23 protein-coding genes are annotated in these 26,632 nt (G+C 59.3%); 6 read left to right on the top strand and 17 right to left on the bottom strand.

Going from position 1 to position 26,632, the window contains the following annotated elements; genetic code table 11:
* The first annotated feature begins 44 nt into the window (after window positions 1-44).
* From OKW39_RS21075 to OKW39_RS21060, 4 genes are all read left to right on the top strand, one after another.
* Entirely contained in the window at window positions 45-1,229 is a 1,185-nt protein-coding gene (locus OKW39_RS21075; protein ID WP_090812944.1) for a FlhC family transcriptional regulator, read from the top strand.
* Between the two features lie 13 nt (window positions 1,230-1,242).
* Window positions 1,243-1,413 (top strand): hypothetical protein, encoded by a 171-nt coding sequence (locus OKW39_RS21070; protein ID WP_167368889.1) that lies wholly within the window; start codon window positions 1,243-1,245, stop codon window positions 1,411-1,413.
* 1 nt (window position 1,414) lies between these two features.
* On the top strand, window positions 1,415-1,789 hold the full coding sequence (locus OKW39_RS21065) for a hypothetical protein (protein WP_090812795.1): 375 nt from the start codon (window positions 1,415-1,417) through the stop codon (window positions 1,787-1,789).
* 200 nt (window positions 1,790-1,989) lie between these two features.
* A complete protein-coding gene (locus tag OKW39_RS21060) occupies window positions 1,990-2,979 on the top strand; it encodes a CAP domain-containing protein (protein WP_429563533.1) in 990 nt (329 codons plus the stop codon).
* Window positions 2,980-3,892: 913 nt separating this feature from the next.
* Here OKW39_RS21060 and OKW39_RS21055 read toward each other — a convergent pair.
* From OKW39_RS21055 to OKW39_RS20990, 14 genes are all read right to left on the bottom strand, one after another.
* Window positions 3,893-5,068 carry a hypothetical protein gene (locus OKW39_RS21055; protein ID WP_090812793.1) on the bottom strand — a complete coding sequence of 392 codons (1,176 nt, stop codon included), beginning with the start codon at window positions 5,066-5,068 and terminating at the stop codon, window positions 3,893-3,895.
* A gap of 15 nt (window positions 5,069-5,083) precedes the next feature.
* Window positions 5,084-5,677 carry a hypothetical protein gene (locus OKW39_RS21050; protein WP_090812792.1) on the bottom strand — a complete coding sequence of 198 codons (594 nt, stop codon included), beginning with the start codon at window positions 5,675-5,677 and terminating at the stop codon, window positions 5,084-5,086.
* 61 nt (window positions 5,678-5,738) lie between these two features.
* Window positions 5,739-6,857 (bottom strand): type II secretion system protein, encoded by a 1,119-nt coding sequence (locus OKW39_RS21045; protein WP_429563532.1) that lies wholly within the window; start codon window positions 6,855-6,857, stop codon window positions 5,739-5,741.
* 14 nt (window positions 6,858-6,871) lie between these two features.
* Window positions 6,872-9,274 carry an ATPase, T2SS/T4P/T4SS family gene (locus OKW39_RS21040; RefSeq protein ID WP_429563531.1) on the bottom strand — a complete coding sequence of 801 codons (2,403 nt, stop codon included), beginning with the start codon at window positions 9,272-9,274 and terminating at the stop codon, window positions 6,872-6,874.
* A gap of 2 nt (window positions 9,275-9,276) precedes the next feature.
* A complete protein-coding gene (locus OKW39_RS21035) occupies window positions 9,277-9,855 on the bottom strand; it encodes a hypothetical protein (protein ID WP_090812789.1) in 579 nt (192 codons plus the stop codon).
* Window positions 9,842-11,122 (bottom strand): hypothetical protein, encoded by a 1,281-nt coding sequence (locus OKW39_RS21030; protein WP_090812788.1) that lies wholly within the window; start codon window positions 11,120-11,122, stop codon window positions 9,842-9,844. The genes OKW39_RS21035 and OKW39_RS21030 overlap by 14 nt, the downstream gene beginning before the upstream one ends.
* Before the next feature lie 7 nt (window positions 11,123-11,129).
* Window positions 11,130-12,746 carry a type II secretory pathway protein gene (locus tag OKW39_RS21025; RefSeq protein ID WP_429563530.1) on the bottom strand — a complete coding sequence of 539 codons (1,617 nt, stop codon included), beginning with the start codon at window positions 12,744-12,746 and terminating at the stop codon, window positions 11,130-11,132.
* Window positions 12,747-12,749: 3 nt separating this feature from the next.
* Window positions 12,750-13,361: a toxin co-regulated pilus biosynthesis Q family protein gene (locus OKW39_RS21020; RefSeq protein WP_429563529.1), complete on the bottom strand. Its 612-nt coding sequence runs from the start codon at window positions 13,359-13,361 to the stop codon at window positions 12,750-12,752.
* Between the two features lie 5 nt (window positions 13,362-13,366).
* Window positions 13,367-13,792: a lytic transglycosylase domain-containing protein gene (locus OKW39_RS21015; RefSeq protein WP_429563528.1), complete on the bottom strand. Its 426-nt coding sequence runs from the start codon at window positions 13,790-13,792 to the stop codon at window positions 13,367-13,369.
* Window positions 13,789-15,036 (bottom strand): TrbG/VirB9 family P-type conjugative transfer protein, encoded by a 1,248-nt coding sequence (locus OKW39_RS21010; protein ID WP_429563527.1) that lies wholly within the window; start codon window positions 15,034-15,036, stop codon window positions 13,789-13,791. Before OKW39_RS21010 ends, OKW39_RS21015 begins: the two co-directional genes overlap by 4 nt.
* Window positions 15,033-15,839 carry a transglycosylase SLT domain-containing protein gene (locus tag OKW39_RS21005; protein WP_429563526.1) on the bottom strand — a complete coding sequence of 269 codons (807 nt, stop codon included), beginning with the start codon at window positions 15,837-15,839 and terminating at the stop codon, window positions 15,033-15,035. The genes OKW39_RS21010 and OKW39_RS21005 overlap by 4 nt, the downstream gene beginning before the upstream one ends.
* Entirely contained in the window at window positions 15,832-17,091 is a 1,260-nt protein-coding gene (locus OKW39_RS21000; RefSeq protein ID WP_429563525.1) for a TrbI/VirB10 family protein, read from the bottom strand. The genes OKW39_RS21005 and OKW39_RS21000 overlap by 8 nt, the downstream gene beginning before the upstream one ends.
* A 2-nt stretch (window positions 17,092-17,093) precedes the next feature.
* On the bottom strand, window positions 17,094-17,975 hold the full coding sequence (locus OKW39_RS20995; protein WP_429563524.1) for a TrbG/VirB9 family P-type conjugative transfer protein: 882 nt from the start codon (window positions 17,973-17,975) through the stop codon (window positions 17,094-17,096).
* 5 nt (window positions 17,976-17,980) lie between these two features.
* Window positions 17,981-18,691 (bottom strand): type IV secretion system protein, encoded by a 711-nt coding sequence (locus OKW39_RS20990; RefSeq protein ID WP_429563523.1) that lies wholly within the window; start codon window positions 18,689-18,691, stop codon window positions 17,981-17,983.
* Between the two features lie 1,297 nt (window positions 18,692-19,988).
* Here OKW39_RS20990 and OKW39_RS20985 point away from each other — a divergent pair.
* Window positions 19,989-20,831: a replication initiation protein gene (locus OKW39_RS20985; protein WP_429563522.1), complete on the top strand. Its 843-nt coding sequence runs from the start codon at window positions 19,989-19,991 to the stop codon at window positions 20,829-20,831.
* Between the two features lie 158 nt (window positions 20,832-20,989).
* On the opposite strand, the gene OKW39_RS20980 is transcribed toward OKW39_RS20985, so the two are convergent.
* Window positions 20,990-22,021, bottom strand: coding sequence for a ParB/RepB/Spo0J family partition protein (locus OKW39_RS20980; RefSeq protein WP_429563521.1), 1,032 nt, complete (start codon window positions 22,019-22,021; stop codon window positions 20,990-20,992).
* Between the two features lie 3 nt (window positions 22,022-22,024).
* Window positions 22,025-22,678: an AAA family ATPase gene (locus OKW39_RS20975; protein ID WP_429563520.1), complete on the bottom strand. Its 654-nt coding sequence runs from the start codon at window positions 22,676-22,678 to the stop codon at window positions 22,025-22,027.
* A 1,535-nt stretch (window positions 22,679-24,213) separates the two neighbouring features.
* Here OKW39_RS20975 and OKW39_RS20970 point away from each other — a divergent pair.
* The gene (locus OKW39_RS20970; RefSeq protein WP_429563519.1) at window positions 24,214-25,200 is read left to right on the top strand and encodes a hypothetical protein; all 987 of its coding nucleotides are present in this window, start codon (window positions 24,214-24,216) and stop codon (window positions 25,198-25,200) included.
* A gap of 171 nt (window positions 25,201-25,371) precedes the next feature.
* Here the strand turns inward: OKW39_RS20970 and OKW39_RS20965 are convergent.
* Window positions 25,372-26,632, bottom strand: a 1,261-nt coding sequence (locus OKW39_RS20965; protein ID WP_429563518.1) for a tyrosine-type recombinase/integrase, incomplete at its 5' end; no start/stop codon positions are given.

Here is a 26,632-nt window from a genome sequence, read left to right as displayed (position 1 = left end):
GCCTTAGACCGGGCGCCGTGATTAACAAGAGAGAAAATCAAATAATGTCTACCGAAAAATCGCTCAGCACCGACGCGCGCAACGTACTGCTCACGCCCTGGCTGGCCGAGAAAATACAGCGCGCGAACTTTTCCCTTACCGACTTCATGTTTCTCGCCCTTGCCGGCCATAGCGAGCTGGAGAGCATTTTCGGCGTTTCACACGCCAACATGGATACTTTCCGGCAGCAGACCGCCGCGAAGGCAACGCTTATGAACCTCCCGTTCGTTGCCCTTGCTCCAGTCCTCGACGATCCGCGCGACTGGGAGACGTTCGTCGACGGCGCCATGTTTTCGCCCAACGTCGAGAAGCTGACCGAACAGATGCCGCGAGTGGACCAGATCACCAGTCGGGACATCTACCATTACAACCAGGCTTACGTTCAGTTGCTTAAGGACGTGCTGCACATGAATGTCGCGGCCATACCGCTACTCGGCATTTCCAAAGAACTCGCGTCGTATCTCAAATCGCTCCCGATGGCACGGCTTGACAACGCGATCGGCGCGATCAAGTTTCCGCTTTTCCGGTGGCGTTTCCACGACTCGAATTTCTGGATGGAATTCGGCGCTGGGTGGCTCACCGAAGAAACGGTCGCTCACTATCTGATGCGCACTTCCCCCGTTCGCACCGCCTCCCTTCCCTATCAGCACGCGTGGACAGACCTGCGGCTTGAGCGAAGCGAAAAGGAGGTGTTCGCACGCATGATGATGGGTCAAGGCTGCCGGGCATCGACCGCAACAAACCTCTTTAGCCTGAACCCGGGCAAGGCTCGCGCCACATACAAGCACATCCACGGCGTGAGTTCGCCTTGCGGATGCAACCCTACGTCGTTGATCTGGTACGTCGAGCAATCCGTTCATCGGCTTCAGGCGACGACATACGTGTGGCTCTATCGCAGTGCGCTGGACAACGGCGGGAACATTCCCGAAGCGCTCATTGCGGCTAACGACATCATGGCCAAGACCTTCGGCAAAAGTCTCGTGATTACGGCCGATCGCGGCAATCACCTGACGAGGGCGATGGCGCTTGACTCCCGTCTGACGATGGCACCTTGCCGCAGCTGCGGCACGGACTACGTCCTGTCCAACGGCGAAGGGAAGATTGAACTGGCGAAGGACTTTAGCTGCCCCGGTTGCAACTACCTTCTCTCTCCAAAGAGTCAGGTCAGCAAGCGCAAGCAGTCACACTGAAGGAGAGTGCGTCATGCATCAGGATTTCGCGGTTCAAATTGGGTTGGTGGTTTTCTCTCACGATGGCCGGGCACAGTTCGGCTGGCGCGACATTGAGACTGGCGAGTTCCACGCCGAAGCCGACGGCCAATGCATTCCGGATGTCATTGGCGCGGTGGAGTTCTGCTCGGACGTCATCCACTGATATGCAGGACTTCGCCTATCTCTTCGGTGACAGCGTCGCGGCCTGGCTCAGGGGCCGTGGCGACGCAAGGTTTCAACGGTACGAGCGGCATTACAAAGCCGAGCGGCAGGCGACGCAGGACACGCAAGCCTTCGACCTTGAACGATCCAACGAACAGTACTCGAAACGGTGCGCGCAGTCAGGTGGCCGCATCTTGCGCGTGCTTGACAGCAAGACATTCAAGCGTGTTGTGTTCTTCCTCGCGCTTCTGTGGGGCGGGTCGCTGCTGCTCTCAACGGTTGGAAAACAACAGCCAGCGATCGCCGGCATCCTACTCGCCGCGCTATTCGTTGCAATTCGCATAAACCGGCGAAGGAACCGCTCCGGGCGACGGTAGCAAACGGTTGCGTCTACACAACGACGGGCTCGCCGCAAGTGCTTACCGCTCTTTACAATGCCTGCGCACGTGAAAATTGCGGTAAGCATTCACGCTTTCCGAAGGTTGCGGCCGACGCTGCCTTGACTTTGGATTGCGCTCGATAAGATGAAAGTAAGCAGATCGCGGGGGCGACTGCACTAACGACTAGGGCCAGAAAAATGACCATCAAAAGCACTTTCGCACTGACTTCGGCTGCGGTTGCAGCCAGCATCCTCGTCGCCGCATGCGGTGGTGGCGGTGGCGGGGGGAGCAGCTCTACCGGCGCCGCGACGCCGGCAAGCGCCCCGGGTTCGGCCAGCTCTCCGAGTTCGGCCAGCTCTCCGGTAACGGGCACTCAACCCACCCCGCAATACGCAGCGAACAGCGCCACGCTTGCGATGTTTAATCAGGTCAACGCCTACCGTCAGCAATGCGGTTTCCCGGCAGTTCAGCAAAACACGATTCTCGATCAAGCTGCGCAAGCGCATGCGATGTGGGAAGGATTGAACAACACGGTGGCCGACAACGAAACGGCTGGTCAGCAAGGCTTTACCGGCGTGAGTTACGTTGATCGGGACGTTCATTTCGGATTCCCGTCTGCTGTCGCATACACTGGTGGCGTAAGTGCGAATTACTACACCACGTCGGCACTCTCGGAAACGCAGTACGGCCAGACACTGGTGAATGAGTGGATTTCGACCGTGTACCACTCTCAGATTCTGCTGACCCCCGTTACGAAGATGGGCGTTGGCGAATACGAGACGGCACTGAATGGCTTCCCGGTGGCTTGGGGTTCACTGACTCTCGCAGACACGTCGATGGCAGCAACTCACCACAAGCGGACCCATGACGTTTCCGTGTCAAGGCACGACCGGCGTTCCGTACAAGGCCGTTTCGGAATCGCCTACGCCGCCGAATACATCGGGTCCGTGGGGCACGCCGGTTGTTGTCATCGGCAACGCGACCGATACGATTGTGCTGACTTCGGGCACGATGACCGACCCGTCCGGCAACGTCATCAACCTGCAACTGCTCTATTCGGCCAACGATCCGAACAAGATCACGCAGCCGTATGCAGCGGTGGCTTATCCGGCTACTCCTTTGACGGCGAATACGACATACAGCGTTTCGGTCACTGGCACGGTCAACGGCACGGCTTTTTCGCGTAATTTCACCTTCACGACCGGAAACATCGTCGGCTAACACTATCCCGCAAGACACGCTTCAATACAGAAAGGGGTGCAGCCTTTGCGGACTGCACCCCTTTTCGTTGTTCCGCTCCTAACCCGTCAGCGGTATCGGTTTTTAACCGCCGTCATAGCTGACCACAATGTCATATTCCCACATAAGCAGATTCGACGTTCCCGCCCGAAATATGCAGGAACCAATGCCACCGCTTCCAGTGGGACCACCAGCCCCACCGGGGTTGTTTGCGTCATATGCCCAAATCCCGTCAGTAGCTCCAGAATAGTGAGTGTCGCCGCCATACATGGACATTTGATATCCGCCCCCCTTCTCAGGCGGGACATAACCTTGCGCATCTAGTGCAGAGAATGTGCCAAATCTCACGGGACGTAGCGCCGCCATTCCTGCGGTAATCGCATCCGAACAAATCGCTGAACGGTCTCCAACAGGAGGCGGCGGTGGCGGCGGTGCGTTACAGGTGTATGACCACGAACTGCCGGTCCACGTGGGTCCGCTCAAAAATCCGTACTGACATGTACCTTGACTTGGTGGCGGTGGTATCGCACATGCGAGCCCAACCCATGATGAACCGTTCCATGACGGGCCGGAAATCGTAGAGTAACCAGCAGGGCAACTCGGCGGCGCTTGGTAATTACACTGCGGCGACGAGAAATGCGAGCCCTGCCACTGCGCGGCCGAGCCAGTCGTCCATCCCGGGTCCTGCGAGCATGTAGGCGGCGCCTGATAGCCTGCCGCGATTCTCGGATTGCAGGTAGCGTCCCAATACCCCGGCGAACAAACGACAGGGTTGGCCAGCACAACGTGCGCTAGAAGCGCCGAACAAAGAACTGCCGCGCGCAGCGACGGGATTACCGTTTTCTCAGTCATGTCTGTGTGTCAGTAGGAGCAGTAGGTTCCGGCCGTCCCGCTTCCCTGGATACCAGCACCACCGCCATCGGTAATGGTGATGTACCAGTAGGTTCCGTAGTCGGTGGCGTTGAAGTTCACAGTGGCCGATGTGTTGACATACCAGCTCCACGGCGTGGGTTCCACGATTGGCGTCCCCCCTGCTGGGCAAGTAGGCTTCGGGACAGTCGAGCCGTTATTCACCGGGAAATAGCCCATTCTCAATAGCTGCCCCCCCGTCGGAAGCCAGATACCGTACTGACAGGTAAGCTGCTGTCCCGATCCATCGCTATTGCTTCCGATCAGTCCATTAGGCGTACAAGCCGCGCGTGGCACTGCGATGTTTCCTGCCTGCAATGTGGTCGTCGACGTGACGGAATTTCCTTTTATGGCCCCCGTTGCAGTCATGGTCGCGGCCGTAACCGCACCAGTGGCCGCTACGCTCGCTGCGGTCACCGCACCGCTTGCCTCAAGCGTCTGTGCCTTGATGTCGTTGACGTTTTTAAGGCTGACGTTGTTGACATCCTGATCGCCGGTCCAGGTCAAGCTGCCATCGCGCCGGATATACACCGAGTTGCCGTCTGTGTCGGGGCCGTTCGTCGCCATGATCGACGCAGCTTTCGATCCTAACGGGTTGCTTGCCGTGAATGACCCGTTGATGCCTGTGATCTGCGCTGGGCTCTGTGCGTTCGAATAGCCGAACTGGCTCGTGCCCGCCAGCTTCGAACCGGCCAGGGCGATCTGTGCAGCACCAGCGACGTCCGGCTTGCCGCCCTTGAGCAGTTGCGTGTTCGGATACATCGTGAAGGCGACGTGGCAGTCGCCCGCTGTCTGCGTACAGCCTGACGGCACCATCGTCATCGTTGTGACGTACGCACCACCCCAATACGGCCCGCTTTTGTGTGCCTGTTTGAGGTTGCCCGCCGTCACAAGTTGAGCGATCGTCGGAGGCGTGACGGTCGCGATATTGGAGGCGGCGTACTGCGTCAGGATCGTGCCGAAGTTATCAGTGATCCAGCCTTGAAAGGCAGTCACCAGCGTCGCTTCGTTCTGTCCCTCCAGCGCCAGCATCGTCGCGCGCTGATGCTCAATGTCTAGCTTGATGCCCTGCACTGTCAGGATCGCTGAGCCCAAAAGGACGAACATCATTTCGAGCAAGCTGCCCATGGTCCTATCGCCCCGTTACGTGCGCGACGTGTAAAGCTGAAGCGTCGCGTAGGCCCCCGCAGATGCGCACGCAGTGCCCGCCGTAGTGCTGCTGAACGTTGTGGTCGGCCCCGAGAGCGTCGTGCCGTTCGCACCGACCTGCGAGAACGTGTTGGTCAACGCGGCAACGCTCATTGCGCATACGGCGGCAGGCACCTGATAGTTAAGAATCAGAGAGTCGTTCGCCGTGCTGAGTGTTCCGACACTGACAGTGACGGCCTGATTGAAGATCCCTTTCAGCGACGACTTGTCGCTAGCCAGACGCGTTCCGGCCGAGTCGAACGCCCTGTTCGTCGCCAACGTAGTTAGCGTCTCAGCAGAAAAGTCAGCATCGTTCTGCGTCGCATTGAGGATGCCGGTGTGAAACATCTGCGCTTCGCTGGTGAACTCGGAGGACTTGATCAGCGTGTAGACATAGGTGCTGCCTTTAATGACCGCTATGGCCAGCAGCGCAGCGCCCGCCATGTATGCCCCCGCCTCGATCAGCGACAGTTCACCTGACTGCTTTTTTCGTCGGCCCATCCGAAGAAGACTCAAACGACGGACAGCGTTGGTGTTTTTTTGTTGCATCAGATTTCTCCCGAAGATCACGCCTTGTCAGCGTGCCTAGATATGACTGCTGGTTGAGCGCTTACTGCGCGCCTGCTACCGGAATGCCACCACTCATGTTGACCGCTCCCGTGACGACGTACGAGCCCACTCCGATCGTCAGGAAAACGACTACAGCAAATCCAAGAAGCACGTAGTGAGTCATTCGCGCATTGCGCTTCACCGCTTCGACGACTCTGCCAAGCGAATCGCGTCCGAGCGATTTGATCGCCGCTTCAAACTGATCCCGACCGGCGGCATCGGTGATCGTGTCTACGATCATTTCCGAGAAGATGCCCGTGTCAAGGGCACGCATTGGCTGATCGGGTCGCTGCGTGAGGCGCTTGTTCATCGTCGTCAGATGCCACCGCATCCATGGATCGGCCGTATGGGCGACCCGGTTGATCGCCGCGCGCAACGTCAAGTTTGAATCGAACAGGCCAGCGAGCGACACAATCAACAGCGCTGCGCGCATGTCGCGCCGGTTGCGCCACATCAATGGGAAGCCGTCGAACCGGATGCGCAGCGGCCCGACCCAGCGCTTCAGGCTGTAGAAGTAGGCTGCTATGGTTCCGACGACGACCGACGTGGATAACCACCAGTAGTCGTAGGCGAATGTGTCGATGTGGTACAGCAGCCGCCCGGCATCAGGCCACTGCTCGAGCGGCTTGATCTCTACGACCTGCGGATAGATCATGCCGCCGAACATCATGCAAAAGCCGTACAGGTAGACCAGCAGAAACGTCGGATAAGCAACCTGTAGCGCGGTCTGTGACGACAGAGTGCGCTTGGCGAACGCCGCCATTTCGGCAAGCTCGAATCCCCGCACCACTGCGTCCCTCTGCGTTGACTCGTCAGCAATATCGAACAGCGTGTACTCGTCACCCGGTATGAACGGCCTGATTGCGGCCGAGAATGAGTCGCCCTTCACCAGCCGCTCCCGTACCTTGGCAAAGACTTTCCACACGATGCGGTTGCGCTTCCGGTTGCGGTTTTCATACGTCTCGAGCCGCTCGCGCAGCGTTTCGACGTCGCGCAAGCCCTTCTTCTCGATGTCGAGGCGCGTTTCCTTGTAGAACGTCTCGCGCACGCTCTGGAAGCGCCAGCGCGCGATACGCATCTGTGTCGCTTCGGGGAGGAGCGCAATCAACGAACTAAACATGACCCGTCAGCCTCTTAAAGTTTTTCGTCCGCGCCTGGAAACACGCGGTATTGCCCGAACGACTGCATCGAACGGTTGATAAATTGTGGGTCTATTTCGCCACGGGAAGCCTTGAAAAGAGCGTGTTCATATACCGTCTTTCCGGTCATGTCCTCGTTATCGAAGGCGGTCTTGCGCTCCCGACGCCATACCTCGCGTGCTCCCGTCCAGTCGCGAACCGCAATTCGCTGACGGAATTCATCGGTCGGCCTATACAGTTCTGCAACCAGCGTGGGCCGCTTTGTTCCGCCGGCCACTTTGCCGTCACGCGAAAAGAGACCGTCGAGGCGGCAATGCTGGCAACCGGCATGGTTGCGGCAAGCCATTCGCGACGTGTCGAGTCCGAACTTCGAGCGCAGCAGTTCGAGATCGGCTTCCTGCATCACATCTTCAGCAGGGAGCTTGCAGTGCGGGCATAGCGTAGGTATGAGCTTCTGGTTGCCGACGGCATTAACGAACCCTTCGGCGGCCAGCTCGTCGATGGGCAGCATGAGACGGCCGCCGGCCATCCGCATGAACGCAGAAATGATGTCGCCCGCGTGCAGCGAGAAGCGCACAGGATGTCCGGTGAGCGCAAGCTCCGACACAAGCCCCATCACCACGCGGTCGCGCACTTCTGAAATCGTCACATCGTCCGGGTCCATCCGCATGAGGGTGCGGATCACTTCCGCGTATTTGCGGTTCGCCTCGTCGTCGGTTTCGTCCGGGCGGCGAATGATCGAGATTTCCGAAAGCCACGGCAACGGGTATTCGGACGGCTCGCTAACGGCGAACTGCTTCTTTAGCTCGCGGTCGGGCAACATGTACGACAGTGCGCGGAGCAACGTTGTCTTTCCCGAACCCGTCTCGCCCGTAAGAACAGTAATGCCGCCGCTCACATAGTTGAGCGTGTCGATCAGGGCCAACTGGCTCGGCGCGAGGCCCATCTGCCCGGGCATCAACACCGAGTAATTCTTGAAGTTCCCATCGAGCAAACGCAGGGCGACGTCGTAGCCGCCCACTGTCGGCGCGGACTGCCAGCGCAGATTGATGGTGTCGCGCCCCGCCACCAGCGGGATCATTGCGGACTGCGTCGCGCTGGGCTGAAACGAGTTGCCCGAGTTAGTGTTCTTCTGAACCAGGTCGGAATACGCGGCAGACAGCGCGCGGCGGACGATGGTTTTTGGCAGACGCCGATAGGTATACACATCGCCGTTTACCCGGAAGCGAACTTCCACTTCTCCGCGAAAGTCCCGTGGCTCAAACGCGATGTCGCTTGCGCCGTACGCGTGCGCGGCTTCGATGATGTCCCGGAAATTGCCGATGGCACGCGACGCCTCGCGTTCCACGGTCCCGGTTACTTCGCGCCGTTTCCCTTCGTAAATTGCCGCGATCACTTCCTCTGTCGCGATCATTTCTTCCTGCACGAGCAGATCGCGTGCGGCAAGGTCTTTGACGAACGTTGTGAACTGCGCCCGCTCACTGAACCGCGCGGTCGCCGCAACGATAGCGATACCGGGCTGAATCTCGACTGCCACGAATTCCTTTCGTGCGGCGGTCGACAGCTTTAGGGTTGCGTCGCCGTCCGTGCCAGTGACGATCCGTTTGAAGTCGGGCAGCGCATCGGCCGACACCAGAACCGGTCTGCCGTTTAATGCGCTCGTCGGCTCTTCATTGTCATCCTCTTCGTCGTCAGCGTTGTGCTCACCGGGCGCTGTAGCGCCGTGCGCTCCCGGCGTAGGATAGCGCGGGTTCGATGACACGGGCACGGACGCGACTGCCGGTAGGGGCTCGTTCCGAGGCGTTGCGCCAGGGGCGAATTGCTGTTCCGGGTGTGGTTGCGCTCGAGGCTGCACAGAGGTCACCGGCTCGGCACCGAAGGCCGCGACGCTCGCTGTCTCAGTGGCTGAAGAATGACCGGCGGCGGTCTGACTCGGCGATCCCCGTTGCGCGGCTATCAGCTCGTCCAGCTCACGCAGCGCCTTCTCGCCTTCTACATATTCATCGCCCAGGCGGCCGGCTACGTCTGCGCCTGATTCAGCGACCCCTTCCCCCGAAGGGGCATGGACATTTACGCCTACGTGCTCGGGCTGTTGCACGCAAGGCGCGTAGACTGCCTCGGGCGGGCTGGCCGGCGCTGCGACCGGCTTGTCTGATTCTATGTACGACTCGACGTCCTCTACATCGTCGCCGGAAAGCCGGCGGCCAAGAAACGAGACTGTCGGATTGATCGCGCGCGTCGGCTCCCTGAAGGTCGGCTCCTGCCCGGGTTGGCCAGCTGGCTGCGGCGCCGCCTGCCCTGCCTCAACGCATGCCGATGGCCTGACCCCGCGGAACCGTTTCAGAAAGCCGCCGCTCGCCTGAGTGTCGTCCGTCTCAACGCCTGAAAAAATACCCATGCTTACCGTCCTCCCCCAAATGCGCCAATGTTCGTTGCCATCGGAAGAGGTCCGCCGAGATCAGTGATCGCCTGGATGGCGGGCCCATCTCCCGTCGAACCGGCGCCGGCGGGCTGCGAGATGACGTCCGACCACGTACGCTTTCCTTCTGCTACGGTTACGCGATACCCATCGACGTGCGTCACGACCCAACCGTTGAGCAGCTTCTCTCCGCGGCCGGCTGCATAGACGCCGCCCTGGTACTCGTAAAGCACGTGCGGCCCAGCGTAATCGCTGTAGGCTCCAACGAATGAAACGGGTATGACCTTTCGCGCCGGGGTATCAGAACGCTTGGGCGATTTCGCAACGATGGTTGCTGTCGCGACCGGGGCCGGGGCAGTCAATAAAGGAGCGCTCAATGCGACACCGCCCGCAGGCGGCTGTGCGCCGTCCGCTTTGCGCATCGAATTGACCAGGTTCTGTCGCGCAAGCCCGTCGATGTCATCGAGCGTTAGGTGCTTCTCGTCAGCGTGCGCGAGTCCAGCGATACAGAGCACAAGAGCCGATGCTGCCGCGAACCGGCCGGAGTTACTGGAGAACATAGTATTTACCTTTCGCGGTGAAATGAACGCCGCTTCCGTCGTCCTTAAGCTCGAGTTCAAGTGCGTCGAGAGCCATGTTGGCCGGCAGCTTTTCTAGCAGCCGGCTCTGCCACATATATCCGTCGATCGACCAGTCGCCAGCCTGAAGGATCGGTCCGTTGATCTCTCCGGCGTTCGGCTGGCGGGCGAGCAGACGCTGGGGCGGGCGCAGCGTGACCACGTAGCCGTGACTCATCAACTGGTCGGGCTTCGTCGACAGCCGTTGCGGGTCCGTCTGAAGCTGCTTGATAAGCGCCTGCGCGGTCGGCCACTGCTTCTGTTCAGTAAGCGCGAGCTTCTGGACATGCGGCACGGCCGGCCCCTTGGCCTGCAACAGCAAACCGTTGGGATCGAACACCACTGGACGCATCTCTGCCGGTGCCCGCGCATCGAATTCCTTGTAGGTGCCGCCCTCGCGTTTGTAGGTGATCGAGCAGAAACCGGTCACGCCACATGACGCCTTAAGGAACTGCCAACCGGCGACGTTCGTTTCCTGCTTGCCGAACATGTCTATCAGCGCGGGCGCAAGTGACGAAGCAAGCGGTACTGCGCCATTGAAGGTCCGCGCAACGGCGGCCTGATAGTCCTGCATGTAGGTCGGCGGCGGTGCAGGCGGTGGCGGCGGCGGATTGATATAGGTGAGCGCTTCGCTCCCCAGATAGATCGCGGTGGCGCCAATGACAGCGAGCGGTATGATCGTCGGCACCTTGACGGGCACCTTCCTGATCAGACCAACGCTTTTGCCTCGCAGCAGCTCGGCTGGTGTGAACGGCTCGTCCAGGCCCGTGAGGTCGGTGCCGTAGCCAATTGTGAGCAGGGGGACACGGTCCTTTGCGCACTCGTCCTCAACCGTATCGAGGCTGGCATCAAGCGCATTGAGCGCTACCGTCTGGTCTATGCGCACCGCGCCGCGGACAACGAAAATGACATGCACACGCTGCCCGTCCTGAACCAGAACGAGCACCGCGGGCTTCGAGCGCACGCGATCAAGGCCCGCGACCCGTGCGGCCGCCGAATACAGCTTTAGACCCTTGCGTTCGGCCGGCTCAGGTGCACAGAAACCTGCAACCGTTTCTTCCTTGCCCTTGATCTCAACGTAGTGCGTCGCGTCAAGCTCGTTAGCGTAACGACGGCGTTCGCCCGTCGCGCCCTTGGTCGCATATGCGCGCCAGTCAAGCCCGAAGACAAGACGTGCCTTCTTTTCGTTGGGAATCGATTCGAAGTGCATGCGCTGCTCACATCGACGGGACGACGGAGGCCGTCAGCATGATCACCTGGAATGTCTTGGCCTTGTTCCATGCGCCGCTGAAGCTGAGAATCCCGCTGTTACTGGTACCGTCGTAGTTGTTGGTGACGGCGCCATACATGACCACCGTCTGCCCGTCGGACAACGCGATCGTCTGGTCATCCTTACTGCCCACGATGTCCGGCAACTGGATCTGCTGTGACGATGCGCCGGAACCCGTACCGATGGTGGTGAATGGGCCATTGAGCTTGGAGTTATCGCTCCAGTACGAAAGGATGATCTGGTTATGGTCGTTGACCGATGGGAGGACGTTCACGAAGTCGCCCACCGTTACCGATCCAGGCGTCAGTCCAGGCGCCCCAGCACTACCACTGATTGAGCCTGTTGCAGGCGTCGTTGCCGCCAGATAGCCCTTCGTTTCGAACGAACCGATCGACATGGGCAGACCATTGAGCGTCATCTTGGTCTGCGTGTTGTCAGCGATGGTCTTGCCAAAGGTGTTCAGCGCGTTGAGTACCGCGTTGGTGCCATTGAGCGGCGCGCCCGGGTTGAGAATCGAAAGGCCGACGGAACCAGCGGCAGTCGCTAGCGACGTCGGCGAGGTAATGCTGATCGCGTATTTCGATAGGCCGTCGGAGATCCTGTTGAAGACGATGTCCGCGTTTGCGCCGGCCTGCGACCCGTCGTTAAGTGCAATCTGCAACGTGCGCACCCGGACCATGACCTGACGCGTCGAAATGGCGTTCTCGTGTTTTAGCACCTCGCTCATGCGATCGACCGCTTCTTTGGTGTCGCGCACCATGACGAGGCGGCTTTGGGGATTGACCGTGATCTTGCCGAGGGGTGTCTGGAGGCTCTGGAGCTCCTTCGTGATCATGTCAATCTGATTGAAGGAGCCGTCTCGCCCAGTCGATGTCACCGCTGCAAAGGAGCCAGTGTTGGCGCTCGTCGTCCCCGTTCCTGTTGACTGCGTACCCGTTGAGGTGTCTGTGCCCTTCGACATCGAGGACTTGATGCTCACTGCGCCCGGAACGGCAGCAATCTGGAACGTCCGAGTTACGAAGCGCGATATGTTGATCGTTGCTCCATCGAAGTCCCAGGCGAGGCCGAGGTCTTCAGTCACGCTATGCAGATACTGCCCAATCCGTGCATTGCCCGGTTGCCGGTAGACTGGCTCAAGGTTTGCCGCCCCGGCCATTGAGGTCGGCTGCATCACCGTCCTGCCTGCATTTCCCGACGGCGCATCGATGAGAGCTTCGCGCGGGATAAAAACATCCGGGCTTATATGGACGGGATAGCCCGACGCGTCCGAGATGTACGTACCGATCTTTGTGATTGGAAGATTCGCCGGAAGCGTGATTGTCTTGTCGCGGAATACGGCAGGCAGCGTCGCTTCATACGCAACGGGCACAAGGCGATCGCCGAGAAACGCGGTCGAAACGTGCTCGACTAGCGGCATCGAATCGCCCATGCCGGCCATCGCGCGCGTCGCGTCGTGTGTAGCTGCGTCATAGGCCCGGTTGACGTCCGATTGGGACACAACGCAACCCGTCAGCATGGTTGCTGCAAGGAGTGATACAGCGGCCTGGAAGCGGTTTGCTCGCATGGTTTAGTCCTGACAATTTGCCGCGCGGGCGACCACGCGAATAACGTTGTTGCTGTGCTCGCAGATGCGAGTCGGGGTGCGCATGTGGTTGGTCGCGCGCATGACTTGCGTCAGCACTGAATCGAAGTCGCCGCTGAACGTCGCATTGAATTCGAGCGGCAGGTCATCGTCGATTTTCCAGGCCAGTTGCCAGCCCTGCTGCTGCAGCCAGCGGTCGAGCGCGTTCCGCAGATTGATGTCCTGCGGGGTGATCGTGAGCGTCAGGGCGCTGAAACCGGCTGCAGCCTGTGCACCCGGCAGGACAACCGGCGTGACGGCGGTTGAGCTGAGCGTTGGCGCCGCAGCCTGGAACGGCGCAAGTACCGGCGGCGGCGATGCGTGAGACGTCGCAGGCGCACTCGGTGCAGGGTTGGCCATCGCGAGCGAAGCCGTTGGGCCAGGGGCGGCCGGGCTGGCTGCGTTGGCCGACAGCATCTGCCACCCATCCCCCGCAGGCGGCGAGAGGTGCGACTGCGAGAACGCAGCGGTCGTGAAGCCCGTTATCGTGAGCAAGGCGAAGACCCTCGCAAGGAGCGAGGCGCGACGACGGGTGGGCATGATGATCATTGGCTTCATGAGATTCAGTGGGCCGCGCGCACAACGCGCCGATAAATGTGGTTCGCGTACACCAGTTGCTTGTTGGTTGAGACGGCGTTGTATGCACCCACCGCCTTCCACGTCGGACCGAACTGCCTGATGTTTGACGCGAGAATCCATGTGCCGACGTATCCGTTGACACACGGGTTAAACAGCGACTCCCGCGAAACGCCATAGCGCCTGAGCTTCGGAAGCCACGACGAATTGATTTGCATCAGGCCAATGTCTTCGGAACCGTCCGTGTTCCTGTTCAGCGCGTTGGCGCGCATGCCTGACTCCTGCTGCGCGATTGCGCGCACCAGCCCGACATTGACGTGGTGGAACCGCGCAGCGTCATCAAGGCAGTCTGCGAGCGCCGGCTGCACTAAGAGCAGGGCGCCCGCGCATGTGGCGACGGCCCGAAGACTCATGATTTCGTCCGGTCGAAAAAACGGACGTCATGCTTGCGCGTCACATTCACCACGTTGCCATCGGCATTGACGATGAACTGGTCCGCGGTACCGTTGAACTTGTAATAGCGGCCCTGCTGCTCGCCTGAGCCCATGTGCGCGACATCCGAGACCTTGACGTTGCCGACCGTGTCGGCAAATTTGAAGTACGTCGATCCTTCCTTGTCGAACACGGCTTCGAGGCCCGCAGTGTTCTTCGCGTCAAATCCGTAGACGAGGCCGGCAACGCGCGCCACTTCGACGCTGTCGGAGCCGTTGGACACAACAAACCGATCCGCCCGGTTAATCGTCACGACATTGCTTGAGTCGTCCCATTTTGGCTTGAGGGAGTGCCCCTCCATGTCCCGAAAGACGAGCTCTTTTGCAGGCCTTTGTGAAAAGCGGATCTGAATGTGCGTGTCGTCGCCGTCCCGGATCGCTACCGCGCCGAACTTGGCCGCGAGGCCACCGTCCTGCGGCTGTGCTTTGTCGCCCGCGCTGACTACTACCCCCGACGCGGGCGATAGGCTTGCAGAGGCTGTTTGAGTTACAGGCTCCGCAGGCGCGGCGTTTGCAACATAGTTCACTCCCGTCGATTTGACGGGTGCCCTACGCAACGTCACGTGGTGCGCAGTGAAATCGACGTCAGCATAGAGATTTACTGCCCCTAGCAGGCGGTCCAGGGACTGCATCCAGTTCTCGCCATCTCGCGTTGCGAAGCTCTGCGCGTTCGTCAGGTCGACGTCTTTTTGCGCTGAGCCGCTCCAACCTTGCGGGACCAGCGACTTGACCATCTGCGCAAGTGGCAACGTTGCACTCATCGGACGGGTCGCCTCCAGACTGGGTCGCGGACCAATCAGTGCGAGGCGGTTCGAGAAACCCGCAAAACCAGCTGGCATGTCCCCACTGCGATTGATGGCCTCGGAGATGAAGGTGTTCGCTTTTTTCCATCGGGCTGTGGCGATCGAACCACCCACCGAATAGGAAATGACTTCCGGCGTGCCTGACACAACGATGTATGGGCCCTCAGCGTGACCGCCGTCTACCTTCAGATTCTGGCCGGCTCTCGGCTGGAGATACGTGTCCGTACCGTCGTTGAAAATAAGCGCGGGCCGCTCGGTCATGTTTCCGTTGACCTGATAGTCAAAGTCGAGAGGATCGGTGCTCGCAGCCGACGCCGACAGTGACAGCACTGACAGCGCGATAAGGGTTAGCGTTTGCTTCATAGACCGCGGTCGATTTGGGAAAGATGCTGGATGAAGCGCGCGAGGTACTCGCGGCCTGGCTGTGGGTTGGCGCTGTGGTAGTACGCCACGGCTTTCACCGCCGAATGCGTCTTGCGATAGTTCTCGTTGAGGATGTCTTCGGCCGCGTGGATGTTCGTTGCCGGAGACAACGCGTCCCACGGCGACGCGAAGCGCCGCCGGTGATAGCACCAGTTCACCTGCATCAGGCCTACGTCAAAATCGCAGCGCCCATCTGAGATGAGAAAGCGGATAGCCTTGTAGGCGTCGTCGCGCGTCCGGAAAAAGAACCCACGCCCCGCAACGTTCAGTGTCCACGGCCATGCGCGGCCGTTGTACGCCGATTCGTTGAGCGCAACGCCAGCAAGAATCTTCGCGTCCACGCTCGTGTGCATCACCTCGAACGGAGCCTGTGCGGATGCGCACGCCCAGCCGCCACGGCGCTCCGTCAAAGCCGCCTGTGCGTCGTCATCCAGCACGGCCGGTTGCAGCCAGCCGTTACTGACCAGCAGGGCTTGCAGGCTCTCCGGCGTTCCATCAACGAGCACCGACGCAAAGCCGCCCGCGCCCGTTGCGACGCTTTGTCCTTTCAGCGGTTGCGCCCAGGTGAGAAACCGTTGAAGGCCGCACGCATAGACGGGAGTTCCGGGAATTTCGAGCACGGACCGCGCGCCGCTCTCTTCAACGACGAAGCGCGTCGGGCTGATGACCGCGTCGATCACTGCCGCTCCCGCCGACGAACAGGCCCCTGCCAGCACGAGCGCGACGATAGCGCGCCTAGTCACGGTATGGCTCCATGACGATGTCCTGCGTCACCTGTACGAGGAACTTTTCCCCGGGCGGCACGGTGATCGTCGGCGGGATGTTCTGGTTCCGCTGAAGCACGGCTTGCGCAGTGGTGGCGGCCACCTGCCCGGCGGTGCTTCCATAAGTCGTCACGCCGATCGGGCTGGAGGTTGTCGAAGTAGTCGCGGTATTGTCAAACGTCTTCAGCAGCACCGCGGTGATGAATCCCGCGCCGAAGATTGCGAGGAAATGGTTGTTCACGTCACCGGAAAAGCCTGCATAGCCGTTCTGGTCTGCGCCCTGCATGCCGTTCATCGGCACGCTCTTGCCGTTGGGCAGCCGCAGACTGGTCGAGGCAACGAGAAGACGCTCCTGTCCAACCTTGATGTCGGCGCTGTAGGCGCCGTTGATGAATGAGCCCTTGGGAATCATCAGGCAGTCGCCGCGCAGGCTGTCGTACACATCTTCGTCAACCATGAGCGCGACGCGGCCGGGCTTGTCCGAGTTCAGCCCCTCAACGGTCTTGACGTGGATGTTGTGCGGAGGCGTCAGCGTGCAACCGCCTGCCTGGCCATTGAAGGTGGTCCGCTCGATGCCGCCCCGCCCTGCTGTTTCCTTCAGGAACGCCCTGTCGCGGTCCTCAGGTGCCTGCCCCTGTTTAGCGAGCGCCAGTGCCATTGCATCGGTCGGGTTCTGCACACCGGATGTCGCGGCGGCACGCGCCGCGCGAAAATCGTCCAGTGACGGTACGCCCGCCGGCACCGCCGACGCCTGCTGGCTTGCATTGCGGGAGGCGCCGGACTGCTTGAAGACCGACGAGGTATAGATGGCATCCAGCTTGTTGCTGGCCGCGAGCGCAATCGTATCGGTGCCGTCAGCTCCAACCTCGCGCTGGAAGTCATTGCCAGTCAGCATGGGCTTCACGGTCGGATGCTGTGCAGCCGATGCTTCCGACGTGGCGCGAGCGGCTGCCTCGGCGGCGGCCGCTTCCTGCTGCTGCCTGATCATCCTGTCGATATCGGAGCTACCGGCTGCGGGCGCTTCTGTGCTGCTTTTGAGCGCCGACGCCTTTTTCAGGCGCTCTTCCTCCTGTGCCTGGTTGCTTGCCTTCAGCTCGTAGTAGAAACCGAGCACACCAATCACCAGCGCGGCCAGCAGGCCAATGCTCATGATGGCATTGCGTGGCGTCTTGCCTTTGACGAGTGCGGCCTGTTCCGCATTGGGCGTGGCCTGTTCGTTTTTTTTTGCCACGGTCAGAACCCCCCGAAGAAGCGCCGGCGACCGCGCGTCACCGTCACTTCGTCCTTGCCTGAGACGAGAACGATCTCGTCGGCCAGCCGCTGGAACACGAGGAAGTCGCCGCGGCGGATGAAGTTGCCTACGACACGATCGCCGTGATCCTTGTACATGGGCACGGGCCACGTCTGCGCCTTGGCGGGCATGCGCATCCAGATCGAGTGGCCGTCGTCGAATACGACCTCCGGCTTGAATTCCGCGTTACCGTCGACCGAGTAGTCCCAGTTGAGCTTGTCCGGCGACACGCTGATCGAGCCTGAGTCGCCGCCGCGTTCTCCGGCGGATGCGCCCGGGCCTGTCCCACCGGCTTCGTCTCGCACGCTTACCCGTGCCATCGGGGCGCGCGGATATTGGAAGCGCACGGTCTGGTAGAAAAAGCCACCGGCCGGCGACGCGATTAGCGTGAAGTCGTATTCGCGGCGGTTTGTCGTCAGGTGCAGCGTGTTCACCAGGTCCGCCTTGTGCGGCTTGATGAAGACGTGATTCATCTTGTCGTCGTCAATTTCCCACTGCACGCTATCGCCCATAGCAGGGTCGGCGATCAGCTTCTCGCCCGGTTCGAGCTCGATGGTCGTCAGCTTCAGCGGCGCCGTCAGCACACGAAAAATCTGGTCGCGGCTGTAGGGAAACACGCCGATGCGGGCGTCACCCGGCATCGTCAACGGGTCAGAGCCACCGTTAAACGGATTGACAGGGCTCATCGGGTCCCCGGCGATCATCGCGGCATTGAAGGAGCCGGTATCAGCAGGCCGCTTGGCGTACACCGCTGCCGTGGGCAGGATGATTGCCGAGAGCAACACGAATAGCCCGCGCGTGGGCCGCTGGTATCTGGAGGTCATGCTGTTCAAGCTCCACCGGTCCGCTCGAGGCGGAAAAACGGGATGTAGATGCCAAAGGGATTCGCCGTGAGGGCCGCATCAGCGGTAGGCGCGACGATCTGGTAGCGCAGGGTCAGCGCATACGACTTGACGTCCGGCTTGCCAGTCGCGCCTGCTTGGGAAGTCGTCGTTGTGAATTCAACGAGGACGGTCTGGTCTTCGAGCAGCGCAATGTTTCGCACATTGACTTCACGGATCAGTTTCGGATTTGCAGTGATCTGCTGGAATGGAGCGTCGTCACGCAACCAGGTTTTGAACTGGTCGGTTGCAGCCCCAATCATCTGGGCCTTCACCGAGTTGATGTTTGACGACATGCGCGACGTTGTCAGGCTGTCGGTCAGCACCGGCTCGATCGTGAACCAGCGCACCGCCATATTTCGCATGCTCGTGCGCACGGCTTGCGAATCTGGCTTGTAGGCGATGAGCTCCGTGACTACGGGATGACCGCTCACGTCCGCCGACACACCGACTACGCGCGTAACCGACGGCGGAGGCTGTCGAGTCCAGACCGCCCCCGCAGCAACGGCAGCCGAAGCGAAGGCAATGAGCATCCACCGATTGCTCTCGACCTTAAGCCGCGTGCTCGTCTCGAAAATGACTTTCGATGGATCTTCCTCGGCATACATGCCGGGGGCCGTGGATAGCGCGGCCTGCCGCTTGTTCCTGAAAATGCGCATGGCAACCCTTGATGAATGGCTACCATTGAAACAATTTCTAACCAGGCTTTTGCGGCGAAAGGCACAGAGATTTAACTGCCTTTTCAGCAAGGCGTTGCTGGCGCTTCACGCCTTTCCAAACGCTCTCGTGTAACGCGTTACGGGTTTAAACGCGAAAAGGGTATCAATTTGCGCATCTTTCCGAGGACACCCAACGGTGGCCCGTGTTATTGGTTGTACACGTGAGTCACCAATTATCCCCTTGGTCTATAACTGGTGATTCCTGGCTGACACTGTTTCCCGTTTCCCATCAATGGGTTACAACCAGTCGGGCCGTCCGTCATTTTTAACGCGTTATATGTGTACAGCCCTACCCGAACCACTGACTCTTAAGAGCAAGGTTGAAACGGCGCTCGACCTAGCGATCGGAATGGCAGTCCTGTCTTAACTCTAAAAGTGACGTCTTCCGACCTGGTGGTCTGATACCGCGGTTCTAAGGTGACAGATTCCGACCCGAAGGAACGGTGACAGAATCCGACCCGAAGGAACGGTGACAGAATCCGACCTGCACACTGCAAAAGGTGACAAAGTCCGGGCTGGTACTAAGCGAGGGCGCCATCTCGCGCTGATCCGAGATAGCGGGTACTCACCCAATCGCGGCTATCGGTAGGCGCACAAGGGCGGTCAACCGGCGAAGGTGACAAATTCCGACCCAGTGAGATGTGACATTTTCCGACCTAAAGCCCCCGCTCTCTCTCTTGCCGCGCGAAAAGTGACAGATAGCGACCCGGATGGTTGCTTCCCAGAACGTAATGAAATCAGCCGGGCATTTGAGGCCTTCGGCTCGCGTCCAGGCCTGTCGGTGCTCGGCGGGCACTTTATGTGGCGTAGCTGGGTCGGGATTTGTCACCATTCGTTGGGCTTTCAGGCGACCCTTCTCCTGGAGCTAGCTAAAAAACCCCTTCCCTTACCGCTTTCCAGGCCGGAATTTGTCACCTTTCAGACGCGTCACGACGGTGTGTCTTTGTTAGGCAGCAACTTTTCTAAGATTTTCGTTTGTAAATTAGTTAGTAAGATAGTTCGTAAACCCTTTTGTAAACGTTCTTCGGCTTCGCTGTCTCCCTTATTCAGCAAGCCTTTCCGCCAGATCAATCTCGCGCAGAGGTGACATTTTGCGACCCAGCGGTGACATGATCCGACCCCCGATGGACAGATTCCGGGCTAGTGGTGACAAAGTCCGACCGTTATCCACATCGGTGACTTGCACTAATGCAATGTCACCTTATAATTGTGACATCCAAGATGCGAGGTCACTTTTGTGGCAAGAACAAAAAAACCAGGCAAAGACGAACCGGCGGTCGCGATATTCGATCTCGAGCCCCTTCGCATCGAGGAGACCGATGAGCCACCACTAGATCCGGAGGGACGCGTCAAGGGTACCGTAGCTATGAGCCGCGCGTTGGTGAATTCGCAGCAAGGGCTTTCGCTCAATGAAAAGCGGGTAATGATGGCTGCGTTGCGTTGTATCGATAGCAAGAAGTCCCCGTATCTTCATGGCCGGGGGAATGGCTATGTGGCGGTCCGAGTTCGAGCGGACGAGTTCGCCGCGCTGGCAGCGCTTGCTCCAAGGGCCGGCGAAAAACAGGCGACGGCGGCCTACGAAGGGCTTAAGGAAGGTTGCGCGAGCCTCCAGAAGCGTACGCTGACATACATGGATGGTCCCAAGAAGGTAACCCTTAACTGGGTTTGGAAAGCGGTCTATCACGAAGGCGAGGGATGGGCAGAGATATCGTTTTCGCCGGACCTCACGCCACACATCTTCATGCTGCAGCGGCGATTTGTCTCCTACCAGCTCGAGTTCGCGCGGGGCCTTCAGTCGCTCTACTCTTGGCGTTTGCTAGAGTTGTTGATGCGCGAGAAGGACCGTGGCCGACTGTTAATCACATTGGCCGATTTCCGTGCGGTTCTCGAAATACCGGAGACCTACAGATTCGCTGACATCAAGCGACGCGTCATTGAGGCCGCAGTCAATGAATTGAACAGCAAGGCGGATCTGATCATTTCGTGGAAACCTGTGAAGCTGGGACGGGCCGTGAATTCTCTCGACTTCCAATTTGTCCAGAATCCGCAAAGTCGACTGGAACTGGATGACGCTGCGTAGTTCGCAAGCGATCGAGCAAAAGTGACATTATCCGACCTATCGCCTCTGCGCTATCGCTTGTCCCCGGCAAGCGTGACGCAAACCGACCCGAGCGCCTGACCGCTACAAGTCTGAGATCGCGGCGGCCAGCAATGCTGCCGGCCGCGACTATCTTCCGATCAGCTGGTCTTGTGTCCATCCTCGGTGAGCAATCTCTTCAGGGCTTCGATGTACGCCTCCGCTCGTTCCGCGTCGTTTAACGCAAGACTTACCTGAATATTGCCATTGCCCCATTCCTTGATGGCGCCGATCGAGGAGCCATCGGCTCCGGAAACCTTGTACTGCCGCGAGAACGTCCGCCTCGGTGCACGTTCTTGAGAGAGCGCTTCTCGGATTGCCTTTACCTTCAGAAACGACAGGCCTTCATCAACGATCCGCTGTACGAGTTCGCGTGTCCTGCTCTCACCCGCAACCTTGAAGTACAGGGTGAGTTCGTAGGAGATGTTGATGCCAAGTTGCTGAGGATAGAGCGATATGAACTCTTGAATCGACGAAGGAAGGTCAAGAATCGCTAGCGTTTTGCTGACCTTAGTCTTGCCTTCCTCAACGAGGAGAGCCAAGTCGTCATTTGTCTTGGCATACCCTTCGTCCAAGAGCTTCTTGTAGCCCAACGCAACGTCAAGGACTGTCTCCTGTTCGCGCTCGTTGTTTGCAGCACGAGCGAGCCGATAGAAGTCTATGGCTTCTAGGCCGTCAAGCAACTTCAGGTCCAGCGTGTGCGCGCGATTGCGAAGTGCGCCTTGCTTGCGGTAGTGCCCATCGATAAGTATTGCCCGCTCCGGATCGGTCGGATGGCGTGCTGCTAGCGCAGGGATCAGTTGCCCGTCCTTTGCCATCGATGCCGCGCGCGCCGAAATAAGCTCTTCGCGATACACAGTGCGGCTGTTCAGAGGGTTGTCGTCAATTTTGTCGATGGCCCAAGGGGCGTATGTCGACTTGACCTTGCCGGTCTTCTCCAAGGTCTCAACGTACGAGTTTGCAGGTCCGGGTTCTTCGGAACGCGGCTGATCTGTTGATGCGTCCAACAACGTCGTCCGACCGCCGAGCGCCGCCTCCACACGATCAAACCGCGAAGAAACGACTTCGTCCCGGAGCTTTTGGTCTCTTGCTACACCCGCATTCAGGGCTGCGGAAAAGTTCTTCTTTGCCATACCCTACTCCCCCACGATGTCGAGGACTTCATCGACGAAAGCGTTGATCTCCTTGTGAGCAGCCTTCGCGCCGCGGATCTGTAAAACAGTGGTCCCCGAAACTTCGGCTTCCTTATATGCAGTCCGAAAGCCCAATCGCGTCTGCAACATGTTTATGTCTTCATCTTTTGCGACAGCTTCAAAAATCTGCTGAACAATTGTGACCTTTTGGTCCATGTTGGCGACGGACCACAGCTTAAGGTCAGGGTTCGACACTCGCGCTGTAAGGGCCAGCTTTTTGGCCTCCTGAACGGCCCAGAGATTTCCACCTGACGCCCCCACTGGGATGAGGCCTAGATCGGAGATCAGCAGCGCAACGGAGGGTGCACTGGATCGAATGGCCGGTGGGCAGTCGATGACGATGAACTGGTAATCATCCACATACTTGGCGATTTCGCGGTCGGGACGCGGGCTGCGCGACAAGTTGCTTAGTGCTGCCGGGAACGGTCGGTCATCTGACGCAGCGCCGACAGACAGCGTTGCTGTTCCCTGGTCATCCAGATCCACTAAAAGTGTCTTATAGCCGCGGAGGCCTAAGACACCCGCCAAGTTGCACGAGGTGGTTGTCTTACCGGAACCACCTTTTTGATTGAAAACGGTAATTATTTTTGCGGCCATCGATTCGATACCTCGCAGAGGGAATCCAGCGTCTCGACCAGTTTCTACGTAGAAACTGCGATGGCGTGGATGATAGGAACTAGATGGATTTTTTTCAAGGAAAATTTCCCAAATTCGCTGTTGGCGTATATTTTCTAAATTTGCTCGCGGAAATCGATCGCACAGCCACCATCGTTCTCGCCTCTCGCGTCTACCCCGTGGGGTGCGTGAAACAGATCAGCGAAATCGCGATCGTATGTCGGCACTTCTCCGGTAAGAGATGGATCTTTCGTTCCACTAGATTGACTCGACGGAACAGTTTCTACGTAGAAACTGACAGCAGGAATGCGGTGACAGACGGCACTTCAACCTCGGCAGTTCCAACTCGAAGGGCCGGTCGTATACGGTCCCAAATGGACTTGCGTCCTCGGACAGTTTTCAGGACGATGATGCGGTCGAGAGCCGCAGCGCGCTTAGTTTCTACGTAGAAACTGGTCAGGCATGCCCGCGGGGGGCATTGCACTGAATGCTCGATCAGGCTTTGAAGATCCGACGCCGGCAGCAAGTGACAGTTATCCGTCAGTCACCTGTTAGTTCGGCGAGTCGCTCCATAGCCGCCAGCGGAAACGTGGTTTATCTATAAATTTTCTGGTGCATCTCGCCAAGTATCTCGGATCGGCGGTTTCTACGTAGAAACTGCTTGGGTTGCGTTGCCCGCGCCGGGGAGTCGACGCTGATCAGCGCACAGGGACGGGCGGGGCAAAAAACCACCGTGATGTAGCTTATATACCGATTTTGTCTCTGGGGCCCCGAAAGCGCGAACAGGAGGGGAGGGCGCCCGGGAGTCCTGACTTTTAGCTAGAGCGGAGATCCAGCACCGTACTAGACCCGCCCCTGTTTGCGAGGAAAATAATGCGTAACGCGGAAAAATCCTCTCGCATAGTGCGGGTGCTCTTGCTTAGGCGAGCGGCGCCGGTAGTATGAAGGAAGGCATCGGAGGAAAAGCATCGGATTGGCGCATGTTTTAGCTTGCTTTTCGGCTAATGGCGGCCCGGGGATCAGCCGGATAATGAGTAAGGGACCAATGACAGTGAAAATTGCGAGAAAGACCAATGAGTGACGACCCGCTGGCGCTGGCCGCGCTATACAGGGCGGGCTTGGGCTCTAAATGGGAGAGCATGACGGAGGCGGCCGTCGCAATGGCTGCGGTCGGGGTGCGCGCGAGCAAGAATCGGATAGTTCAGGCGGTGGCGGTCTCCGAGTTCCCGACGGAGATCTTGGCTCTATTCGCCAGCGTTGGAATGGTGAACCGAACAGCTCGTGAGCTTATTCGAGCGCGAAACGAGCAGGGCATAGCTGACATGATCGCGCGCTCCGCTAGTCTCAATCCTGCGGGGAAATCGAGGTCCGAGATTTTGGCGCACGTTTGCAACACCCGTAGTACGTCCGGCTATCGGCGGACGTACACGGGCGAAAGCCCTCTCGCGCTCAACGAGCGATATGTCCAAGGATGTCGTTCCGGCCTATGGTCAACAGTGCGACAGGCGGCGGACGCAATGGGTATCTCGCATTCCAGGCTGACGATGGCGTCCGCTATTGCCGCGTTGCCGCAGGAGTTACTGAATGCTCTCCCCACCGGAGGCCTGACTTTCGAGACGGGTCGCGCCCTTGTGGACTTAGTAGCGCTTCGCGGGGAAAAAGTCATTTGTGAAGAAGCGATCTCAGTTCAAAACATCGTCCCACGACTCAGCCCTCAACGCTTGTTGAGTCGCCTTATAGGAATTGACTGCTCCCCGGTTCAAGTCAAGGTGCGGCGTGGGAAGAAGAAAAATGGTCGTACAGGCGGACTTTTCGTCGAGCTATATCTTGACCCTTCGGATCCGGAAAGCGAATCAAGGCTTGAGACGCTCGTGGGCTTAGTGAATGTGGAATTTGGAAGCGGTTCGAAGGTCGGCGGCGCCGTCATTGTGCCGCGGGATGAACGGCTTCGACCATATCTTGCACAGAAGCAGCGGCTTGACAGACCAGCTCCCCTTTCTCGTCTTTCGGTACCGCCCCACCTGTCCGGGGCTGCGGGAACAAACCGCGACACAGCCATGCCAGCCGCAGGGATTGACGGCGACCGCGCCGCGCTGGAGCGCTGGCTGTCCGACTACACAAGCCCGGCGACCAAGAACAGATATCAAAATGAATTGGAGCGGCTGCTGTTATGGGCGCTTTTCGCAAAAGGCAAGCCGCTGTCGAGCATCGATGTGAACGATGCGAACGAGTACATCAATCGATTTACGTTGGACCCACAGCCATCATCTGTGTGGGTAATGAGAGGGCGACGCTCACGCGACGAGCCGACGTGGCGTCCCTTTCGCGGGCCGCTCTCGGACGAAAGTCGCCAAAAAGCTCTCCGCATAGTGAAAAAGTGCTTTAACGATCTCATCGCGCATCGGTACTTGGTGGCAAACCCGTTCCAAAATGTGAAGGTCAATCATCAGGGTATTCGGTTCGAAAATGAATATACTGAATTACCCGAACGCAGCGGGGCGTGAAGGCCGCTGCGCACCCCGAACCCAGCTTGCCAAGACGATGGCCCTGGAGGGGCGCCCGACCAGCGGCCACCTCGCATAGCGTGTTACGCACCGGCTCGCCTCAGGAAGGCTTCGGCCTCCGGGCCTGGTGCGGCGTAAAGCGGCCAAGCGACAACGTGGCCGCCGTCGAATTCACAGGCTACCGTTTTTCCGGTAGAAGTCGTTGACTTCGCGCAGCATCCGCTGCTTTTCGGCTTGAACGTAAATGGAGGTAGTCTGCAGCGAGGCATGGCCGAGCACGCGCTGCACGACGTCGAGCGGCACGTCTTCAGCCGTCGCATGCGTGCCGAAGGTATGGCGAAACGCGTGAGGGGACGTACCGGCCAGCAAGTTTATTTCAGCCGTCGTCAAATCCGGCATCCCGGCGATAAGCCGCTTCATGGCCCACTCAATCATCGTATTGAGCGAGTCGGGATGATAGGCGAGGGGGGTACCATCCGCATGCTTCTTTTGTGCCAACCGGGTTCGCGGAATAAACATCGGCGCGAGCAACGGACCACTTGTGGCCGTACTGAAGTCAAGGCCGCGATCGCGCCAGTGCATCTGGAGCGCGTCGATGGTAGCAGGGCTGACGGGCACCACGCGCTCCTTGCTGCGTTTTCCGATGACGAGCAGTTGCCATACCGGCGTTTCCGCATCGCCAAACGATGTAGGCGACAGCCGTTCGCGAGTGGCCCGCGCCAGTTCTTCGCGCCGAAGGCCCGAATCGCCTCCCAATAGCAGCACGACGCGTACTGCGCGCCAGTAAGAGGCGTCGGCAGCATCACACTGCATATCAATAAAATTCCGGATGCGCTGCCACAGTGCGGCAGGCAACGCGCGATCGACCCTGATCTTGTCGATCCGTTCGACAACGACAGGGTCGGTGACGGCTTCCCATGGATTGCCCGCGAGATAGCGGACAGCGACAAGCCATCCGAAAGCGGCGCGCAGCGCGCGGATCGCGTACTTCTGGCTTTCCACGCCCAGCTCGGCGGACGCAAACGGCTTCCAGCGGCCGCTCGCGCGGGGCGCCTTCGGGCCCACGAAAGCCGGATCGGGCGACCCCAGAAAATCCTTGTACGCCTCGCAGTCGTCGGCGAGCAGTGAACTTAGAGGTTTCTCGCGGACGGTGACCGACCACAAGAGAAAACGCTCAAGTTCCTTTGTGTACGCCCGCAGGGTTTTCGGCTGCTGGCGGAATCGATAGAGATAGGCGCGCACCGCATCGAGATCGTGATGTGCGCTGATGTACGGGAAGGCGCCGGACCGGTTCGAACCGTGCGCACCCGAAAGCGCGTGACCTACGGCCATGCGCTCCAGCGGCACCAGCGCGCGCGATCCGCCGTCGATCGTGACAAATTCGCCCGGCGGTGCGGCAAGCGGGTCGGCCAGATCCACGTCCGCGTCGACG

Origin of the sequence: Paraburkholderia sp. MM6662-R1 (assembly GCF_050436245.1) — a bacterium.
Taxonomy (GTDB): Bacteria; Pseudomonadota; Gammaproteobacteria; order Burkholderiales; family Burkholderiaceae; genus Paraburkholderia; species Paraburkholderia tuberum.
The sequence above is the reverse complement of the archived record's forward strand: the minus strand, read 5'-3'. Positions and strand labels throughout refer to the sequence as shown.

Coding starts and splice junctions, on each gene's coding strand:
- OKW39_RS20975 (WP_429563520.1), bottom strand. CDS start 22,678: ATGGCCGCAAAAATAATTACCGTTTTCAATCAAAAAGGTGGTTCCGGT.
- OKW39_RS21045 (WP_429563532.1), bottom strand. CDS start 6,857: ATGTTTAGTTCGTTGATTGCGCTCCTCCCCGAAGCGACACAGATGCGT.
- OKW39_RS21040 (WP_429563531.1), bottom strand. CDS start 9,274: ATGGGTATTTTTTCAGGCGTTGAGACGGACGACACTCAGGCGAGCGGC.
- OKW39_RS21015 (WP_429563528.1), bottom strand. CDS start 13,792: ATGAGTCTTCGGGCCGTCGCCACATGCGCGGGCGCCCTGCTCTTAGTG.
- OKW39_RS21060 (WP_429563533.1), top strand. CDS start 1,990: ATGACCATCAAAAGCACTTTCGCACTGACTTCGGCTGCGGTTGCAGCC.
- OKW39_RS21030 (WP_090812788.1), bottom strand. CDS start 11,122: ATGCACTTCGAATCGATTCCCAACGAAAAGAAGGCACGTCTTGTCTTC.
- OKW39_RS21025 (WP_429563530.1), bottom strand. CDS start 12,746: ATGCGAGCAAACCGCTTCCAGGCCGCTGTATCACTCCTTGCAGCAACC.
- OKW39_RS21070 (WP_167368889.1), top strand. CDS start 1,243: ATGCATCAGGATTTCGCGGTTCAAATTGGGTTGGTGGTTTTCTCTCAC.
- OKW39_RS20970 (WP_429563519.1), top strand. CDS start 24,214: ATGGGTATCTCGCATTCCAGGCTGACGATGGCGTCCGCTATTGCCGCG.
- OKW39_RS21055 (WP_090812793.1), bottom strand. CDS start 5,068: ATGGGCAGCTTGCTCGAAATGATGTTCGTCCTTTTGGGCTCAGCGATC.
- OKW39_RS21010 (WP_429563527.1), bottom strand. CDS start 15,036: ATGAAGCAAACGCTAACCCTTATCGCGCTGTCAGTGCTGTCACTGTCG.
- OKW39_RS20990 (WP_429563523.1), bottom strand. CDS start 18,691: ATGCGCATTTTCAGGAACAAGCGGCAGGCCGCGCTATCCACGGCCCCC.
- OKW39_RS21035 (WP_090812789.1), bottom strand. CDS start 9,855: ATGTTCTCCAGTAACTCCGGCCGGTTCGCGGCAGCATCGGCTCTTGTG.
- OKW39_RS21075 (WP_090812944.1), top strand. CDS start 45: ATGTCTACCGAAAAATCGCTCAGCACCGACGCGCGCAACGTACTGCTC.
- OKW39_RS20980 (WP_429563521.1), bottom strand. CDS start 22,021: ATGGCAAAGAAGAACTTTTCCGCAGCCCTGAATGCGGGTGTAGCAAGA.
- OKW39_RS21050 (WP_090812792.1), bottom strand. CDS start 5,677: ATGCAACAAAAAAACACCAACGCTGTCCGTCGTTTGAGTCTTCTTCGG.
- OKW39_RS21065 (WP_090812795.1), top strand. CDS start 1,415: ATGCAGGACTTCGCCTATCTCTTCGGTGACAGCGTCGCGGCCTGGCTC.
- OKW39_RS21020 (WP_429563529.1), bottom strand. CDS start 13,361: ATGAAGCCAATGATCATCATGCCCACCCGTCGTCGCGCCTCGCTCCTT.
- OKW39_RS20995 (WP_429563524.1), bottom strand. CDS start 17,975: ATGACCTCCAGATACCAGCGGCCCACGCGCGGGCTATTCGTGTTGCTC.